At 68.0% G+C, this 16,563-nt stretch carries 15 protein-coding genes; 5 read left to right on the top strand and 10 right to left on the bottom strand.

What is annotated here, in order from left to right; genetic code table 11:
* Window positions 1-146: 146 nt before the first annotated feature.
* Window positions 147-1,202 carry a metallophosphoesterase gene (locus OG203_RS15490; RefSeq protein WP_405166354.1) on the bottom strand — a complete coding sequence of 352 codons (1,056 nt, stop codon included), beginning with the start codon at window positions 1,200-1,202 and terminating at the stop codon, window positions 147-149.
* A 221-nt stretch (window positions 1,203-1,423) separates the two neighbouring features.
* On the opposite strand from OG203_RS15490, the gene OG203_RS15485 reads away from it, so the two are divergent.
* The 5 genes from OG203_RS15485 to OG203_RS15465 all read left to right on the top strand — a co-directional run bounded on the left by OG203_RS15485 (window position 1,424) and on the right by OG203_RS15465 (window position 6,006).
* A complete protein-coding gene (locus tag OG203_RS15485; protein WP_405166353.1) occupies window positions 1,424-1,882 on the top strand; it encodes an SRPBCC family protein in 459 nt (152 codons plus the stop codon).
* A gap of 101 nt (window positions 1,883-1,983) precedes the next feature.
* On the top strand, window positions 1,984-2,538 hold the full coding sequence (locus OG203_RS15480) for a cysteine hydrolase family protein (protein WP_405166352.1): 555 nt from the start codon (window positions 1,984-1,986) through the stop codon (window positions 2,536-2,538).
* Between the two features lie 133 nt (window positions 2,539-2,671).
* Window positions 2,672-3,787 carry a hypothetical protein gene (locus OG203_RS15475; protein ID WP_405166351.1) on the top strand — a complete coding sequence of 372 codons (1,116 nt, stop codon included), beginning with the start codon at window positions 2,672-2,674 and terminating at the stop codon, window positions 3,785-3,787.
* Window positions 3,784-4,773, top strand: a complete 990-nt coding sequence (locus tag OG203_RS15470) for a TauD/TfdA family dioxygenase (protein ID WP_405166350.1) — start codon at window positions 3,784-3,786, stop codon at window positions 4,771-4,773. Before OG203_RS15475 ends, OG203_RS15470 begins: the two co-directional genes overlap by 4 nt.
* Window positions 4,774-4,818: 45 nt before the next feature.
* A complete protein-coding gene (locus tag OG203_RS15465) occupies window positions 4,819-6,006 on the top strand; it encodes a methyltransferase (protein WP_405166349.1) in 1,188 nt (395 codons plus the stop codon).
* Window positions 6,007-6,010: 4 nt separating this feature from the next.
* On the opposite strand, the gene OG203_RS15460 is transcribed toward OG203_RS15465, so the two are convergent.
* The 9 genes from OG203_RS15460 to OG203_RS15420 all read right to left on the bottom strand — a co-directional run bounded on the left by OG203_RS15460 (window position 6,011) and on the right by OG203_RS15420 (window position 16,509).
* A complete protein-coding gene (locus tag OG203_RS15460; protein WP_405166348.1) occupies window positions 6,011-6,688 on the bottom strand; it encodes a GntR family transcriptional regulator in 678 nt (225 codons plus the stop codon).
* A 51-nt stretch (window positions 6,689-6,739) separates the two neighbouring features.
* The gene (locus OG203_RS15455) at window positions 6,740-8,164 is read right to left on the bottom strand and encodes an amino acid permease (RefSeq protein ID WP_405166347.1); all 1,425 of its coding nucleotides are present in this window, start codon (window positions 8,162-8,164) and stop codon (window positions 6,740-6,742) included.
* A 45-nt stretch (window positions 8,165-8,209) separates the two neighbouring features.
* A complete protein-coding gene (locus OG203_RS15450) occupies window positions 8,210-9,211 on the bottom strand; it encodes a proline racemase family protein (protein ID WP_405166346.1) in 1,002 nt (333 codons plus the stop codon).
* Window positions 9,211-10,689, bottom strand: a complete 1,479-nt coding sequence (locus OG203_RS15445) for an FAD-dependent oxidoreductase (protein WP_405166345.1) — start codon at window positions 10,687-10,689, stop codon at window positions 9,211-9,213. Before OG203_RS15445 ends, OG203_RS15450 begins: the two co-directional genes overlap by 1 nt.
* Window positions 10,686-11,000: a (2Fe-2S)-binding protein gene (locus tag OG203_RS15440; protein ID WP_405166344.1), complete on the bottom strand. Its 315-nt coding sequence runs from the start codon at window positions 10,998-11,000 to the stop codon at window positions 10,686-10,688. The genes OG203_RS15445 and OG203_RS15440 overlap by 4 nt, the downstream gene beginning before the upstream one ends.
* A gap of 127 nt (window positions 11,001-11,127) precedes the next feature.
* Window positions 11,128-12,339: an NAD(P)/FAD-dependent oxidoreductase gene (locus OG203_RS15435; protein WP_405166343.1), complete on the bottom strand. Its 1,212-nt coding sequence runs from the start codon at window positions 12,337-12,339 to the stop codon at window positions 11,128-11,130.
* Window positions 12,336-13,808 carry an aldehyde dehydrogenase (NADP(+)) gene (locus OG203_RS15430; RefSeq protein WP_405166342.1) on the bottom strand — a complete coding sequence of 491 codons (1,473 nt, stop codon included), beginning with the start codon at window positions 13,806-13,808 and terminating at the stop codon, window positions 12,336-12,338. Before OG203_RS15430 ends, OG203_RS15435 begins: the two co-directional genes overlap by 4 nt.
* Window positions 13,809-13,850: 42 nt before the next feature.
* Entirely contained in the window at window positions 13,851-14,762 is a 912-nt protein-coding gene (locus tag OG203_RS15425; RefSeq protein ID WP_405166341.1) for a dihydrodipicolinate synthase family protein, read from the bottom strand.
* A 268-nt stretch (window positions 14,763-15,030) separates the two neighbouring features.
* A complete protein-coding gene (locus tag OG203_RS15420) occupies window positions 15,031-16,509 on the bottom strand; it encodes an alpha/beta fold hydrolase (protein WP_405166340.1) in 1,479 nt (492 codons plus the stop codon).
* Window positions 16,510-16,563: the final 54 nt, after the last annotated feature.

Raw genomic sequence — 16,563 nt, 5'->3', positions numbered from 1 at the left:
GGCAAACTGGACGAAACAGCTTGGCCTGGATCGGTTCTCAGCTCGATGTGAATTTGCTGGTCGCGGTACACATCGAACTTGTTTTGGGTAACACGGAGTGGCACAGCAGGTTCGATCACTCCTGCTGCGCTCTAGATAGGCGAATATCAGCGCTGGCGAACGTGCGTATAAGCCCGTCGCGCCGTGCCGTTCGCGGCATCGACGGTGTAGGCGTCGACAGTGACGGCGTTGCGGCGGATCTTCGCGAGCATGAAACCGAGGCTCGAAAAGTCCTGCCAGAACGACTGATTCGTGACCGAGGACGAGCCGTCACTCTTCTTGGCTGACGCACCGCAGACGATCTGCTGGGTACCACGCGCGGTGCCAGCGGTATCCAGGATCTGCATGGTGTGGTCATGGCCGGAGAGGATGTAATCCGCTCTGCCGCAGACGACTTCTTCGAACAGTTCCTTCAGATGACGGCCGCTCATGTAGTCGCCGGTGGTGACCCCGTCGTAAGCGCCCGCGTTGCCGTGCTTTCCATTATTGCGGTACGGGTGATGGGTCAGCACGATCTTCCACGTCGCGCGGGAGGCGGTCAGCGCACGATCCAGCCACTCGCGCTGCTGGCGCATGTACGGGCCGTCCCACTGGTAGTTCGGATCGGTCTGCAAGACCGTCGAGGAGACGGGAACGGTGTCGAGCGCGAAGAACTCGACCAGCGGCGCACCCGCTGCGGGCAGCGCCACCTGGTAATACCGGGACGGCATGTACCAGCGGGCGGAGCGCTGGTGATAGGCAACCTCGTGATCCCCCTTGCTCGGATTCCCGCCGCTGCCGGCGAACGCCCCGCTGCAGTCGTGATTGCCGAGGACCATCAGCCACGGCACGTCGATGCCCGCGTTTGGCTGCTCGAACTTTGTCGAGAACTCGTCGTCATCATCGCTTTCCGCGCCGTCCTCATAGATGTTGTCGCCGAGCCCGACCGCGAGCGACACCCCCTCGGCCTGGCAGATCCGCTTCGCTGCGGCGGCCACCGCCAGTTGCCCGGCCGCGCCGGTGCCCGCGTCGCCGGTGATGAGCACGTTGATGTCCGCGCCGGTCGGCATCGGAAACTTGCCGTCCGCCTTGGCGATACCGGGCAGCGCCAGGCTGCCGGCCAGCACGCTCGCGCCGACGAGCAGCCCGCGCCTGGAAATACACAGCTGGGTATTTCGGTCCACTTAATGCTCCCCTGTGTCCGGTGGATTGAAGTGACAACGTTTAACTGGACCGAGCGAACTGCGCACGGTAAACATCGGACGAATCGCCATCTTTCGGGCAAACAGGAGGTTGCGGGCAGTCCGCTGCGACGCGGTGCGTGGTCAACGGCCCGACCTCGGTCCGGCAATGCGGTGGCCCGGCACCTGGCGCGACCCGACCGCGGGATGCTTCGATCGGGGGTATGACGGATAACATCGAGCCTGCGCGCACCGTGACCGCCAGCCGCGATATCGCGGCAACGCCGGAACGCCTCTTCGAGCTGATCGCGGACCCGGTACAGCAGCCGCTGTGGGACGGCAATGAGAATCTGGCGAAAGCCGTGACGCGACAACGTGTCCGCGCGGCGGGTGAGGTGTTCACGATGACGCTGACCACCGGCGCCGACCGCGACAACCGCGTTGTCGAGTTCGACGAAGGGCGGCGCATCGCCTGGCTGCCGTCGGCGCCCGGCCAGCAGCCGCCGGGGCACCTGTGGCGCTGGGAGCTCGAGCCCGTCGACGCGACGCACACCCGGGTCACCCACACCTACGACTGGTCCGAGCTGACCGACGAGAAGCGCATGGTTCGTGCCCGCGCTACCACCCCGGCAAAGCTCCAGGCATCCCTCGACAAGCTGGCCGAACTCGCCGAGCGTCGGTGAATTCGGCTGCGGGACACCCGGGATCGGCGGTAGTTGTCGGTGGCTCGGTCTAGCGTGATCCACGGTGACGAATGCTGTTCGGCCAGTAGAGGAGAACCAACATGACCGTGCTCTCGGATCGACCCAATACCGCCTTGGTGGTGATCGACGTCCAGAACGGCGTGGTGGCGGTGGCGCACCAGCGTGACGCCGTTGTCGCCACCATCGGCACGCTCGTCGACAAGGCCCGCGAACAGGGTGCCCCGATCGTCTGGGTCCAGCACTCCTCCGAGGAACTGGTGCGGGGGACCAAGGACTGGGAGTATGTCCCGGAGCTGGTCCGGCTGGAGTCGGAACCGTTGGTGCACAAGATGTTCGGTGACTCCTTCGAGGACACCGATCTGGAAGAGGTGTTGGCGAAGGCCGGCGTCGGGCGCTTGGTGGTGACCGGCGCGGAGACCGATGCCTGCGTCCGATCCACGATTCACGGCGCCTTCGCGCGCGGCTACGACGTGACCCTCGTCGGCGACGGGCACACGACCTTCGACAAGAGTGAATGGGGAGCCCCGCCGCCGGATCAGGTCATCGCGCATACCAACCTCTACTGGCGCTACGAGACGGCGCCCGGCCGCACCGCGGGTGTCGAGGACGCGAAGGATGTGACGTTCAGCGGCTGAACGTGGCCGTTCCATCGCGGATCGACCTGCCCGGCCGGGCATGCCGTGAGATAGCTGGTGCGACAAAGGAATTCGTCGTGGCGACAACTGCGACAACCCAGCGAGACCACCTTGTTCCGGATATCCTCGGAGCATGGGTACCTCGGTGGCAGACCCGCATCCGCCAGTGGCCGTGTTCCGGGGACTGAAGGACGGGGGAACCGTCCCGACGTTGAATGCTCGTATCCGATCCGAAGCGCGCCGGACCGCGCAGGCGCTGGCCGAAGTGCCGACGCACGCCGGTCCGAACGAACGCACGGCAGCCCTTCAACGCGCCGCAACCGCCGCTGGCGAGCTGGTCGACGCGCTGTCGGTGGAGACGGGTCCGATCATCGGTGCGGATCTGCCCGCGGAATCGGTGAGCCAGTCGTTCTTTCGGGTCCGCGAGGTCGACCTGACCGATCAGCAGGCGGCCCTGCACGGACTGCTGGTTGTCCATCGCGGATTGCAGGATCTCTGCCGCGCCCCGCTCTCTGGTGCCGACCTGGCGGTGGAGGTCGCGGGAATGCGGCAGGCCGCGCTAGACCTCACCGGTGCCACGGAGTCCGACGAGCCGCCGGTCGCGGACTTACCCAATTCGGCGACAGCGCAAGGGATTTCGTTGGAGAGCGAGTGGACGGCGCGGTGGCTCGTCGGACACCAGGTGCACGTGCTGTTCAATATCTGCGCGGCGGTCGCGGTGACCGATGCCGCGCAGCATCTGCGGGACGGCGCGACCGACGCGGCACTGTCCCGGCTCGAGCATGCGACGACCTATGTGCGCGGCTTTCCCGCGGCGATGACCCACGCCAGCACCATCCCGGTGGAGTACTACATGGCATCGGTACGGCCGACCATGCAGCCACCGGATGTGTCGATCCCCTTGAGCGGACGACAGCATCGCGGCTACAAGACCTTCCGCGGCGCGATGAAAGACCTGCTCAGCGTGGTCCCAGACACCTTCGCGGAGTTACACGCCCGCGACCCGGAACTCGCCGAGGCCAGGGACGCGCTGCTGGAGGCCGACCTCATCGACAGCGAACGCCATGTCACGCTTGCCTATTCGATGGTGCGGCTGCGCCGTTCCATCGCGCAGTTGACCACCGGCCCGGACAACGCCGTCGGCGAACTCCGGCTGATGCGGCACCGGCGGGCGGCCCAGTACGCGCCGCTGATCCGGTTCGGCGACCACTACATCGCCGACGCCATGTCGACCCTGCGGCAGCGATGACGCACGAGATCGCCGAAGCCGCCGTCTACACCGTAGATCTGACAGTGGACCCCGCCGACACGGCCGACATCGACCAGCTGGCGCGTGCGCTCTGCGGCGATGCGCGAGACCGGGTGGACGATCCCGAATGGGTCGCCCGCGCACGACATTCCTGGGACGCGCTACCGCTGCCACTGCGCCGCGGCGTGCGCGAATTCCGGCGGCACTCCGGCCAGCGCGGCACGCTGGTGATCAGCGGCCTACCGGTCGACGAGCCGATGCTCCCCGCCACCCCTTCGACACCGGACTCGGTGCAGCGCGTGGCGACCGTCGCCGCGGCGGTGCTCACCATGCTGGCGTGCGGACTCGGTGACCCCGCCGCATACCTTGCCGAGAAGTCCGGCGCCCTCGTGCAGGACGTCGTTCCGGTGCGCGGCAAGGAAACCTTCTCGGGCAACGCCGGTTCGGTGCTGTTGACCTTCCACAACGAGAACGCCTTTCACCAGCACGAACCCGACTATGTGCTGCTGCTGTGCCTGCGCGCGGATCACGACCGGATCGCCGGTCTGCGCACCGCCTGCCTGCGCGAAGTGCTGCCACTGCTGACGGAGGCGAGCCGCGAAGCGCTGTTCGCACCGGAATTCATCACCGCGCCACCGCCGTCCTTCCCGTCGGACAGCGAGGCACGCGCGCCGAAACCGTTGCTGTCCGGCGCGGTCGACGACCCGGACATCCGGATGGCCACCATCGCGACCACACCGCTGACCCCGCGCGCCGAAGCGGCACTGACCGAATTCGGTCAGGCCTGCAATACCGTCGCCCACATCACCCGACTCGCCCCCGGCGACCTTGTCATCGTGGACAATCGAGTCACCGTCCACGGCCGCACCGCCTTCCACCCCCGCTACGACGGCGCGGACCGGTGGGTGCAGCGCACCTTCGCCGTGGCCGATCTCCGCCGTTCCCGCGACCACCGCCCCGACGACGGCTACGTCATCGCCCGATGAGCAGAACTGAATAGTGGCCAGGCAGCACACCTGAGGAGTTGCACGATGGCACATCCCGAGAGTCCGACCGACGAACGCACGTCATTGCCGGATGCGGCGGTTCCCGCCGTGCTCGACCCGGCTCCCAACGGCGATCTGCGCCGAGAGTTGTTGCTGATGCGGGCTTTTCAGAGCCGGATCGGCGGCCCACTGCTGCGGCGTTTCGCCGATCCGCAGCAGATCCTGGAGACCGGGATGGGGTTCTGGCCGTCCAAGGTCGTCCTGACCGCGGTCGAGGCGGGTGTGTTCACCGAGTTGGCGGTGCGTCCGCTGTCACAACAGGATTTGATGGAGCGGCTGGACTGGCAGCCGCGCGCCGCTGGCCCTTTCCTCGGCGCGCTCGTCGACATGGGTCTGCTTCGCCGCGATCGCACTGGGCGCTATACGAATTCGCGGCAGGCCGCGCTGTTCCTCGACCGGGCCAAACCCAGCTACATCGGCGGCCTGATGGAGCTGTCCAGCACTCGACTCTACGATCTGTGGTCCGGGCTCGGGGATCTGCTGCGGACCGGCAAACCCGGTGCCGAAGAGGAACAGGGCGAGAGCGAATTCTTCTCCTCGCTCTACGGCGATCAGGTCGCGCTGCGGAAATTCCTGGCCGGAATGACCGGGATCTCGACCGGCGAGGCGATGCTCATCGCCGCGCGCTTTCCCTGGAAGCGGTTCCGGACGTTCCTGGATGTCGGCGCGGCCCAAGGGGCATTGCCGGTGCGGATCGCACTCACCCACTCGCACATTCGCGGGGTCAGCTACGACCTCCCTGCGGTGCGGCCGATCTTCGAGGAGTACGTCGCGTCGTTCGGACTCAGCGATCGGATCCGGTTCACCACCGGTGACATGTTCGACGGTCCGCTGCCCACCGCGGACGTGATCTCCTTCGGCCACGTCCTGCACGGCTACAGCGAAACCGTGCGGCGTGAACTGATCGCCAAGGCGTACGAGGCTGTCCCGCCGGGCGGCGCACTGCTCGTCTACGACGCGATGTCCGACCCCGGTCGCAAGCGCAACCTCGTCAGCTTCCTGTCCAGCCTGAACATCATGCTGGAGATGCGCGAAGGCTTCGAGGCCAGCACCACCCAGTGCGCGAACTGGTTGCGCGAGGCAGGCTTCGAACAGATCAAGACGCGGCACCTGATCGGCCCCACGTCCATGGTGTTCGGGCGCAAGCCGGGCCGATTGGCGGATCGGCGGTAGTCGCCTACAGGACGTCGTCGTCGGGGGCGTTACCGGCGGCCCAGATGCCGCGGACATGCCCGATGTGTTTGCGGAGGAATCGTTCGAGTTCCTCGTCGTGGTGCTGTTCGATCAGGTCGATGATGGTGTGGTGTTCCTGCGCTGATTTGTCCAGCTCGCCGCGCTCGACGAGCGCGGCGAGACCGAACAGGCGGGTTTGGGCGCGCAGGTCGCCGACGATCTGCGACAGGCGCGGGTTGCGGCAGTAGTCGAGCAGCATCAGGTGGAATCGGCGGTCGGCGTCGACGTATTCGACGAGATCGCCGCGCTTGGCCGCGTCGACGATCTTGTCGGCCTGCACCCGCAGGCCCGGAATATCGGCTTCGGGGATTTCGCCGACGATCGAGCGGACGCTCGGCGGCTCGAGCAGCATCCTGATCTTGGCGATCGAATCCAGGTCGGCGTCGGAGATCTCGGTGACCCGGAAACCCTTGTTCGGCACCGAGATCACCAGACCCTGCTTGACCAGATCCAGCATGGCCTCGCGCACCGGCGTTGGGGAGACCCCGAAGCGCTCCGACAGCCACGGCGCCGAATAGAGCACGCCGGGCTCGAGCTCACCGGAAATGATCGCGGCACGCAGCGCGTCGGACACGTGATCGCGCAGCGTTGGCCGCCTGGGTATATCCAACCGTTCGATCATCAATGCGCTCCGGGTTTCTCCTGGGTACGAGCACCGCTGGTATCAGATTAGTTAACTGTCAACAGTGTTCAGCTTCGAGTGCCGGTAGCTGAACGCGACGTACACGCCGAGGCCGATCAGTAGCCAGACGACGAACCGTAGCCAGGTGACCCAGGTGAGGTGGCTGATCAGCCAGATCGAGAAGACGATCCCGATCAGCGGCACCACCGGAACCCAGGGCGTGCGGAACGCGCGCTCGACCTCAGGGCGGGTCCGGCGCAGCCGCATGACGCCGAGCGCGACCACGATGAACGCCATCAGGATGCCGACATTGGTGAGCTCGGCGGCCTCCCGGATCGGCAGGAATCCGGCGATCAGCGCGGACACGATGCCGACCGGCCAGATCACCCGGGTCGGCACCTTGCGGACCGAGCTGGACTTGGCGAAGTACGACGGCAGCAGGCCGTCGCGGCTCATCGCGAAGCCGACCCTGGTCACGGCGAGCATGTTGGCGAACGCCGATGTGGTGACGCCGACAACCGCGCCGACCGCGATGATCAGGCCGAGGACACCCATCCCGACCGAGTCGAACGCGCTGGAGAACGGTGACGAGACGTTGATGTCGGTGTAGTTGACCATGCCGACGATCACCAGACAGACCAGCAGGTAGACCACCGACGCGATGCCGAGGCTGATCATGATCGCCTTGGGCATCAGCTTCTTGCCGTCCTTGGATTCCTCCGCGGCGGCGCTCATCGCGTCGTAGCCGTAGACCGCGAAGAAGGCAAGCGCCGCTCCGGATACCGCGCCGCCGACGCCGAACGGGAAGAACGGCTGGTAGTTGCCCGCCTTGATGTGGAACGCGCCCGCCACCACCACGATCGCGACGATCACCATCTTCAACGCGACGAGTCCCGTTTGCACACGCGCGGATTCGCGGGTGCCGCGCGAGAGCAGGAAGGCGAGCAGCAGGCACAGCAGGACGGCGAACAGGTCGACCTTGTGTCCGGAGCCGGTGCCCGGCGCGCCGAGAGCCCACGTGGGCAGGTCGAATCCGATGTAGTGGGTGATGTAGTTGAGATACCCGGACACCGCGATCGCCACGACGGACACGATGGCGGTGTACTCCAGCAACAGATCCCAGCCGATCATGAATCCGATGATCTCGCCGAGCGCGACATAAGAGTAGGTGTAGGCCGAGCCCGCGCGCGGGACCATGCCCGCGAATTCGGCGTAGCAGAGCCCGGCCGCGCCCGACGCGACGATCGCGATGGCGAACGAGACAAGCACCGCCGGACCGGCCACCTCGTTGGCCACGACACCGGCCAGGGAGAACACGCCCGCGCCGACCAGCCCGCCGAGGCTCAGCGCGACTAGCTGCCACAGCCCCATGCTCTTCTTGAAATCGCCGGTGTCGGCGACGATTACCGGCATGCGCCGCATGACGCCGCCCTTGGTGAGTGGTTGGCGTGCGGGTCTGGTGACGACTGTCTTCATTGACGGTGCCTTTCGGGGTGGAGCTAGTGGAGCGGGTGGTGATGGCTAGAAGACGAAGCCCTCGGGGAAGGGGTCGGTGGGATCGAGGAGGTAGTTCGCGGTGCCGGTGAGCCACGCTCGGCCGGTGATCGCGGGCACGATCGCGGGGCGGTCGCCGACCGTTGTGGTGTCGACGGCGCGCGCGTAGAAGGTGGTGCCGATGAACGAATCGTTTTGCAGCACTTGGTCATCGGTGAGGAAGCCGCGGGCGTGCTGGCGGGCGAGCAGTGCGGAGGTGCCGGTGCCGCAGGGGGAACGGTCGAACCAGCCGGGGTGGATGGCCATCGCGTGGCGGGTGTGTGCTGGCTCGGCCGCGGGGTCGAGGAACAACACGTGTTTGCATCCGGCGATGCGCTCGTCCTCGAGATGTACTGGACGCCGGAATTCGTTGATGGAAGCCATGATTCGCAGGCCCGCGTCGAGGATGCGGTCCTTGTGCGCGCGGTCGAACGGCAGTCCGAGCTTGCCGAGGTCGACGATTGCGTAGAAGTTGCCGCCGTAGGCCATGTCGTAGCGCACCGTGCCGAGGCCGGGCACCTCGACTTCGTTGTCCAGGCTGTCGCAGTACGCGGGCACGTTGCGCAGGGTGACCGAATCGGCGTGGCCGCCGCTTACCGCGACCGAGGCGACGACGCGTCCGGCGGGGGTGTCGAGGCGAATCTCGGTGACCGGCTCGGTGATCGGAACCATGCCCGCCTCGACCAGCGCGGTGGCGACACCGATGGTGCCGTGCCCGCACATCGGCAGCAGGCCGCTGACCTCGATGAACAGCACGCCGTAGTGGCCGTCGTCGGTGGTCGCCTGCTGCAGGATGGCACCGCTCATCGCGGCGTGCCCGCGCGGCTCGTTGACCAGCAGTTTGCGCAGGCCGTCCAGGTGCTCGGCGAAGTGAATTCGCTTGGCCGCCATGGTGTCACCGGGGATGGTGCCGACGCCGCCGGTGATCACCCGGGTCGGCATGCCCTCGGTGTGCGTGTCGATGGCGGAAATGATGGTGTTGCTGCGCATCAGTGTCCTTTGTCCGCGTTCGGTGTCGGGTTTACGCAGGTCCCGCAGGCCGCGTCGTTGTCGAGTTCGGCGAGTTCACGCAACCGCACGGGAGCGGCGAGCGGGCGCCACGCTGGACTGGCGGCGGCGAGACCTGTTGCGGCGGTTGGCTCGTCGGCCACGCCGTCGGAGTAGGGCCGATCGCGCAAGGCATCGATATTCGCCGCACACATCCGGCCCTGGCACGGTCCGAGTCCGGCGCGCGTGGCCAGCTTGGCGGAGCGGTAGCCCTCGCCCGCGGCGGTGGACCAGGCGGTGGTCAGTTCGCCGCAGGTGGTGCCCTCGCAGCGACAGATGACGGTGTCGGGGCGGGACCAGGTCAGCACGCCGGGCCGGATCGGGTGCGCGGCCGCGAGCCGGGCCACGAACTGCTCGGCCGTGCGGTGGCGTACTCGCAGCGCCCGGTCCGCGGTGGCGCCCGCGGCGGCCAGACCGGCAACGGCGCCCTCGATGGCGGCGACCTGTGCGCCGCCGATGCCGGTGATTTCCCCTGCGGCCCACACACACTCGGCGCTGGTCTGCTGATTGTCGCCGACCTGTACGAAGCCGTGCGCGGTCAGTCGCGCCCCGGCGGCGACCGCGAGTTCGTGCTGCGGGGTGAAGCCGTGCGAGACCGCGACTGCGTCCACCGGCACCGTGCGGTGGCTGCCGGGGATCGGCGCCCAGTTCTCGTCGAGCCGGGCGACGGTGGCTTCTTCCACCCGTCCGTCACCCGCGACCGCGACCACCGCGTGCGCGGTGCGCAACGGAATCCGGTGCCGCACACCGCATGCCACGTACTCGATCAACTCCAGGGCCTTACCCGCGCTGTGCCGCAACTCCCACGGCCGCGCGGCCCAGTGCCTGGCGATCCGGCGTCCCGGGTTGGCTTCGAGCACCGCGCGCACCTCGGCGCCGTTGTCGGCCAAGGATTGTGCGACCGGCAGGAGGAATGGGCCGGTGCCGGAGAGCAATACGGTCTGACCGACGAGTAGCCGCTGGGTCTTCGCGAGAGTTTGTGCGGCACCGGCGGTGTAGACGCCGGGCAGGTCCCAGCCGGGGAACGGGCATACCCGGTCGTAGGCGCCGGTGGCGAGAACCAGTGCGTCGCCTTGCACTACGCGGTGCGTCCGCCGATCGCCCTCGGCGCCGATCAGCAAACGGACTGCGGGACAACCACCTTCGAGGTGACGCTCGACCTGATAGACCGCCGCCAACGGAAGGTATTCGCAGCGCGGGTGTTCGATCAGCAGGCGGGCGCGGCGGGCGGCCTCGGCATACCCGTGCCCGATACTGAGCGGCTGACGGACGCTGTACGCGGCCGGGATGCGCCGGTTGTACTGGCCGCCGAGTGCCTCGTTCGAGTCGATCAGCGTCACGGTCGCGCCGTGCCGCAGCGCGGATTCGGCGGCAGCGGTACCGGCCGGGCCGCCGCCGATCACCACAACATGTCTGGTCACCGCGCGTCTCCCGCCAGCCTGGTCTGGGTGGTGACGGTGTCGCCGTCGCGGGCCTGGCGCCTGCACAGCCGGACATCCGGCACGCCGTTGACGGTGGCGACGCAGTCGAAACACACTCCGATGCCACAGAACACGCCGCGCTGGCCGCCGGTGGGTGCGGTGCGCCATTGCGAACGTCCGTCGGCAAGCAGCACCGTCGCAAGGGTTTGACCGTGTACGCCAGGAATCGGGGTCCCGTCGACGGTGACCGTCAGCGGCCGGTCGCGGCGGCCGACGGGATCGGTATCCGGCCGAATGATATTGGGGCTCATGCCGTCACCGCCCTTGTTGCCGATAGACCGCCGTGCCAGGTCGAACCACTCGTCGGCTGAAGGTCATCATCAGCGTGCCTGGTCGACCGGATGCCGCCCTCGGTCGAACGCGCGCTGGCAAGCCCGCTCATCTGTAGACCTTCTCGTTGCTCGGTTCGGTGGGGCTGGTGATGACGGCGGGGCGGTCGACCGCGAAGGCCGCGATGTCGACCTCGTCCCGCCGACCGGCCAGCGCCGACGAAATCAGTTGGGCGGTACCGACCGACAGGCCGATGCCCGCGCCCTCGTGGCCGGTCGCGTGCCACAGGCCGGGCAGTCGCGGATCGGGCCCGATCACCGGGAGGTGGTCGTCGACGTAGGGGCGGAAGCCGCCGTAGGCGCGCATGATCGCGACGTCGGCGAGAATCGGGCACAGCCGCAACGCCTTTCGGGCAATCGCGGCCAGGCTGTCCGGGCGGATCCGATCGTCGAAGCCGCACTGGCGGCGTGACGAGCCGAGCAGCAGCGGGCCGCCCCTTGTCGATTCGACGACCGCCGACGATTGCAGGGCAGCATCCGAGCTGCCAACGGCACCAACATAATCGGCGTCGTAGACCTTGTGGAACACCGTCGGCGGCATGGGTGCGGTGATGAGTACATCGCCTCGCCGTGGCTTGATCGCGATCGGCGCGCCGAGCAGCTCCGACACCGCGCCCGACCACGGGCCCGCCGCGTTGATCACGACATCGGCGTGCCGTGGTCCTCGGGTGGTCCGCACACCGATCAGCCGGCCGTCCCGGATCAGCGGCGCGGTCACCTCGCAGCGGGTCTCGACGACCGCGCCCGCCGCGATCGCCGAACCGAGCAGGGCCGTCGCGGCACCGGCCGGTTGCACCTGCGCGTCCTCGGGGTAGTACACGGCCGCGCACACATCGCGGGTGAGTGCGGGCTCGGCCGCCGCCAACTGATCGGCGTCGAGATGTTCACACCGCACCCCCGCGCCGCGCTGGCCGTCGGCGAACGCCGTCAGCGCGGTGGCGCCCGCATCGGTGGTGGCAACGACTATGCCGCCCTTGGGTTCCCATTCGATGGTGGCCGCGTCATGGCCGAGCCGCTCGAGGACGGTGGGCCACAGCCGCCGGGAGAGCTGGGCGAGTGCCAACTCGGGGCCAGGCCCTTTGTCGGACACGAGCACATTGCCTTCACCGTGCGCGGTCGTGCCCGAGGCGACCCCGCCCCGCTCGCAGACGCGGACCGAAGCACCGTCCAGGGTGAGCCGCTCCGCGAGTGCGCAGCCGATCATGCCGCCACCGACGATCAGGACATCGGTTCCCCGCAGGGTGGGCGAGGCCACGGTCATTGCGCGCGTGCTCCGTTCACCGACCGCGGCACGGAAAGCGGGTTGTCCGTGCGTAATTCGAGCGGCAGCAACTCCTCGGGCACCGACTGGTACGTCACCGGGCGCAGGAAACGTGAAATCGCCGCGGTACCAACGGAGGTCGCCGTCGGGGCCGTCGTCGCGGGGTAGGGTCCGCCGTGCTGCTGCGCGTAGGTCACCGAGAGCCCGGTCGGCCAGCTGTTCCACAGCACCCGCCCGGCCGTACTCACTGCGGCGGTGGTCAACGCGCGCGCGGTGTCATCGACGTGATCGCCGAAGAGGGAGACGGTCAGCTGCCCACCTACCGAACGGGCCAGCTCCAGCAATTCGGCGGTATTCCGATAGCTGACGAGAAGCGTTGCCGGGCCGAACATCTCGTGCAACAGCGCGTCGCGATCGGACAGCACCGTGCGCGCTGTGGTGGCGAGCAGCATTGCCTCGCCCGGTCCGCCGCCCGCGAGCAGTTCCACGTTCGGGTGCGCGCGTACCTGCTCGACGGAGCGCGCGAATCCGGCGGCGATCTCCGCGTTGAGCATGTCCCCGGTCGGCACCGGACGGCTACGGATCAGCTCGGCCAGTTCGCTGAAAACCGGTGCTTCCTCGGGTATCGCGACCAAGCCGGGTTTGGTGCACAGCTGACCAGCGCTCGCACTGACCGCCGTGAGCAGCCCCGACGCGATCTCCGCCGCCCTGCTCCGCGCGGCCTCCTCGGTGACGAATACCGGGTTGATCGAACCGAGTTCGCCATAGAATGGAATCGGCACCGGACGGCGCGACGCCAGATCATACAGTGCCCGCCCGCCCGCGGTGGAGCCGGTGAACGCCGCGGCGGCGACGGCGGGATGGGTCAGCACCCGCACCCCCGCGTCGCGGCCGAAGACGAGCCCGAAAGTCGCACTCGGGGCGCCACATTCGGCAAGCACGGCACTGATCAGCCGACCGACCGCGACGGACAGCGCGGGATGTCCTGGGCTCGCCTTGACGATCACCGGGCAACCGGCCGCCAGCGCGGCGGCGGTATCGCCGCCCGCTACCGAGAAGGCGAACGGGAAGTTACTCGCCGCGAAGTTGACCACCGGGCCGAGCGCGATATTCATCCGCCGCAGGTCCGGCCGCGGCGCACCCATCGGCCATTCGGCGTCCGCGGTATCGATGCGCACGTCGAGGAAGTCGCCGTCGAGCACGGTCCGCGCGAACAGGCGCAGCTGGAAACTGGTACGCCGCAGTTCACCGACCAGCCTCGGCTCGGACAGGTGCGTCTCCCGCATGGCGAGGGGGATCAGCTCGGCGGCGTGCGCGTCGAGCCGGTCGGCGATGCCGCCGAGCACCCCGGCTCGATCGGGCAGTTCCATTGCCGCCCAGGGTCCCGCGGCCGCCGCTGCCGCGACGGCAATGGCGTCGACCTCGTCGGCGGTCGTGTCGCGAACGGATTCGACCGTGCTCTCGGACATCGCTAGCTCCTCGTCTTTCGTGTGCAACCGGCTACGGACTGCTTACCGGTAACCCTTGGCGAGCACGTCGCGGGTGTCCTCGGTGATCTTCGCGACCAGTTCGGGTGCCAGCGGAACCCGAGGCGGACGGCACTTGCCGCCCGTGCGCTCGGCCAGGTCCATCGATAGCTTGATCGCGTGCACGAACTCGGTCTTCGAGTCCCAGCGCAGCAGCTTGTGCAGGTCGCGGTAGAGCGGAAGCGCCTTGTCCAGATCCCGGTTGACCGAGGCGTTGTACAGCTCGACCGTTGCCCTGGGGATCGCGTTCGGGTAGCCGGCGACCCAGCCGACCGCGCCGGCGATGCCGAGTTCCAAGACCACGTCGTCCGAGCCGACGAGCACGTCGAGTTCGGGGGCGAGCTCTTTGATTTCATAGAAGCGGCGCACGTCGCCGGTGAACTCCTTGACCCCGACGATCAGCCCCTCGCCGTGCAGCTCGGCCAGGATGTCCGGGGTCAGGTCGATGCGCGTGTCGATCGGGTTGTTGTACGCCACGATCGGCAGGCCGACCTCGGCCACCGTGCGGTAGTGATCGAGGATCGAGTCGCGTCCGCCGCGATAGGTGTTGGGCGGCAACAGCATTACCGCTTGAGCTCCCGCTTCGGCGGCTTGCGCGGCCCACTTGCGCGCCTGCAACGCCCCGTACGCCGCGATCCCCGGCATCACCGTGAAGCCGGCGGGCGCGGCCGCGACGGCCGTCGCCACCACCCTGGCCCGCTCCTCGTCGTCGAGGGTCTGGTATTCGCCGAGCGACCCGTTCGGGCTCACCCCGTGGCAGCCGTTGGCGGCCAGCCACTGCACGTGCTGAGCGTAGGCGTCGTAGTCGACCGAGTAGTCCTCAGCGAACGGCAGCGTGGTCGCGACCAGGATCCCGTGCCAGGGCTTGGTCACGGCTGAGGTGATCGGTTCGGACATGTGAAGCCTCCATCTGCGCGATTGTCCGGACCAACAATCAGTCCGGATGTCATGTGACGTGTGACATTGCACAAGGTAGCGGAGTGATGCCTGTCACGCAAGAGGGCGGAAGTGACTGGGGACACTGAGATTTTCGCGCTACCGAACGCACAAAAGCGCCAAGCCCCGGCGGCGGCGCTCGCCGTCCCCTTCTCGAGGATGGCGTTGCGGCTGTTCGACTTTCGAGCAGCGCGCGCTGTGCCGGGGCTTGGCGTTATTCGGATCCTGATCAGCGAGGGACCGGGGTGACCGCGATCGGCGGAATGGCCTCGACGCAGGAGGTCGGTCCGGTGGCGCCGGTTCGGATGAACCGGGCGACGATATCGGTGACGCAGCCGCTGGGTTCCAGGTCCGGGACGTGGCCGGTGTTGGGGACCGACAGGAACGTGGCCCTCGGGAATCCGGCGGCTACCCGCTGACCGTTCGCGTCGGGGGTGATGGCGTCGAGGTCACCCGACATGACAAGCACCGGGACGTTCGGCAGCGCCTCGCGGAGATGGCCGGGCACCGACCGGGTGAGCCCTGGCCACCGGATGCACGCGTCGCCGCCGTCGCGTTGCCCGCCGCTGAATCCTTCGGCGCTGAAGGCGCCGACGCCGTCCGGACCGGCCGCCGCGAGCCCGCTTCGATACTGCTGAATCCGCTCGGGCACCGCGGCCTGCCGCGACCAGAGGTTGGGGTAGTCGTTGCAGGCGACGGTGATGAAGAGGTCGATGTTCTCGGCGGTCGGCTCCGCGCCAGCGTGCTCGGCCCATTGCCGCAGCCCGGTGTCGTCACCGTTGGCGGCCGCGTGCAGTGCGGCGGGCAGCGTGCCCATCAGGGTCGGCTGCTGTGGATCGGCGCCGACGTTGGTGCTTGCCACCTCGAAGACGAGGGTGGCGAGCTTGCTTTCGCTGAGCTGCAAGGGATGCTGGCCGGTGATCGTGAGGGGGTGCGTGGCAAGTCGTTGCGCCACCGTGCGCAGATGGTTGACGGCGGTCGCGCCGTCGCAGGCCTTGCTTCGATCGCAGATCCGTTGCAGCGCAAGCGATACCGCTTCGGCATTGGGTCGCGACAGCAGGTCGACATCGGGCGGGTACGCGCCGGAGAGCACGATGGACTGCACGTGGTCGGGGTGGCGTTCGGCGTAGATCGGCATCAGGTAGGTGCCGTAAGAGATGCCGTACAGCACCAGTTTCGGGATGCCGAGCCGCTCGCGGACCGCGTCGAAGTCGTCCGCGGTCGCCGCCGAGGTGTATCCGACGGCGCGCTCGCCGAGCTGTTCGGCGCAGCGTGCGACCGTCTGCTGCTGGTACTCACGGGTGCCGAGCTCGTACCCGGCCTCGTCCGCGCCGCAATCCAACGGGCTCGACAGCCCGGTACCGCGCGGGTCGATGAGCAGCAGGTCGTGATCGTCGAGCAACTGCGCGGACAGCTGGGTGGCCTGTGCGGCGTGCGCGATCAGCGGAACGCCGGGCCCACCCGGATTCGGTGCGATCGTGCCTGCCGAGGGCGCGTCGAGTTTGCTCCGCCGGATAAGCGCGTAACTGACTGCGACAGTGCCTAATTCGGGTCGATCGGCGACCAGTGGTCGGGACTGCACGCCGCAATCGACCTGATGTCCCGGCACGGTCGGGCACCAGTCGGGACCGGGTGGTTCTCTGTCGCCGCATGCCGTGACCAGAGTCGCGGCGGCCAGTGCGGCTAGCAGGCATGCGACTGCCCGCATTCCTTTGCGCATCCTCGAAATCCCTTTCCTCGGTACATCTCCCGCATTCGACGG

It is taken from the genome of Nocardia sp. NBC_01499 (genome assembly GCF_045040275.1).
In the GTDB taxonomy this organism is placed as follows: Bacteria; Actinomycetota; Actinomycetes; order Mycobacteriales; family Mycobacteriaceae; genus Nocardia.
The sequence above is the reverse complement of the archived record's forward strand: the minus strand, read 5'-3'. Positions and strand labels throughout refer to the sequence as shown.

Coding starts and splice junctions, on each gene's coding strand:
- OG203_RS15470 (WP_405166350.1), top strand. CDS start 3,784: ATGACGCACGAGATCGCCGAAGCCGCCGTCTACACCGTAGATCTGACA.
- OG203_RS15425 (WP_405166341.1), bottom strand. CDS start 14,762: ATGTCCGAACCGATCACCTCAGCCGTGACCAAGCCCTGGCACGGGATC.
- OG203_RS15485 (WP_405166353.1), top strand. CDS start 1,424: ATGACGGATAACATCGAGCCTGCGCGCACCGTGACCGCCAGCCGCGAT.
- OG203_RS15455 (WP_405166347.1), bottom strand. CDS start 8,164: ATGAAGACAGTCGTCACCAGACCCGCACGCCAACCACTCACCAAGGGC.
- OG203_RS15475 (WP_405166351.1), top strand. CDS start 2,672: ATGGGTACCTCGGTGGCAGACCCGCATCCGCCAGTGGCCGTGTTCCGG.
- OG203_RS15460 (WP_405166348.1), bottom strand. CDS start 6,688: ATGATCGAACGGTTGGATATACCCAGGCGGCCAACGCTGCGCGATCAC.
- OG203_RS15435 (WP_405166343.1), bottom strand. CDS start 12,339: ATGACCGTGGCCTCGCCCACCCTGCGGGGAACCGATGTCCTGATCGTC.
- OG203_RS15480 (WP_405166352.1), top strand. CDS start 1,984: ATGACCGTGCTCTCGGATCGACCCAATACCGCCTTGGTGGTGATCGAC.
- OG203_RS15420 (WP_405166340.1), bottom strand. CDS start 16,509: ATGCGGGCAGTCGCATGCCTGCTAGCCGCACTGGCCGCCGCGACTCTG.
- OG203_RS15440 (WP_405166344.1), bottom strand. CDS start 11,000: ATGAGCCCCAATATCATTCGGCCGGATACCGATCCCGTCGGCCGCCGC.
- OG203_RS15430 (WP_405166342.1), bottom strand. CDS start 13,808: ATGTCCGAGAGCACGGTCGAATCCGTTCGCGACACGACCGCCGACGAG.
- OG203_RS15465 (WP_405166349.1), top strand. CDS start 4,819: ATGGCACATCCCGAGAGTCCGACCGACGAACGCACGTCATTGCCGGAT.
- OG203_RS15450 (WP_405166346.1), bottom strand. CDS start 9,211: ATGCGCAGCAACACCATCATTTCCGCCATCGACACGCACACCGAGGGC.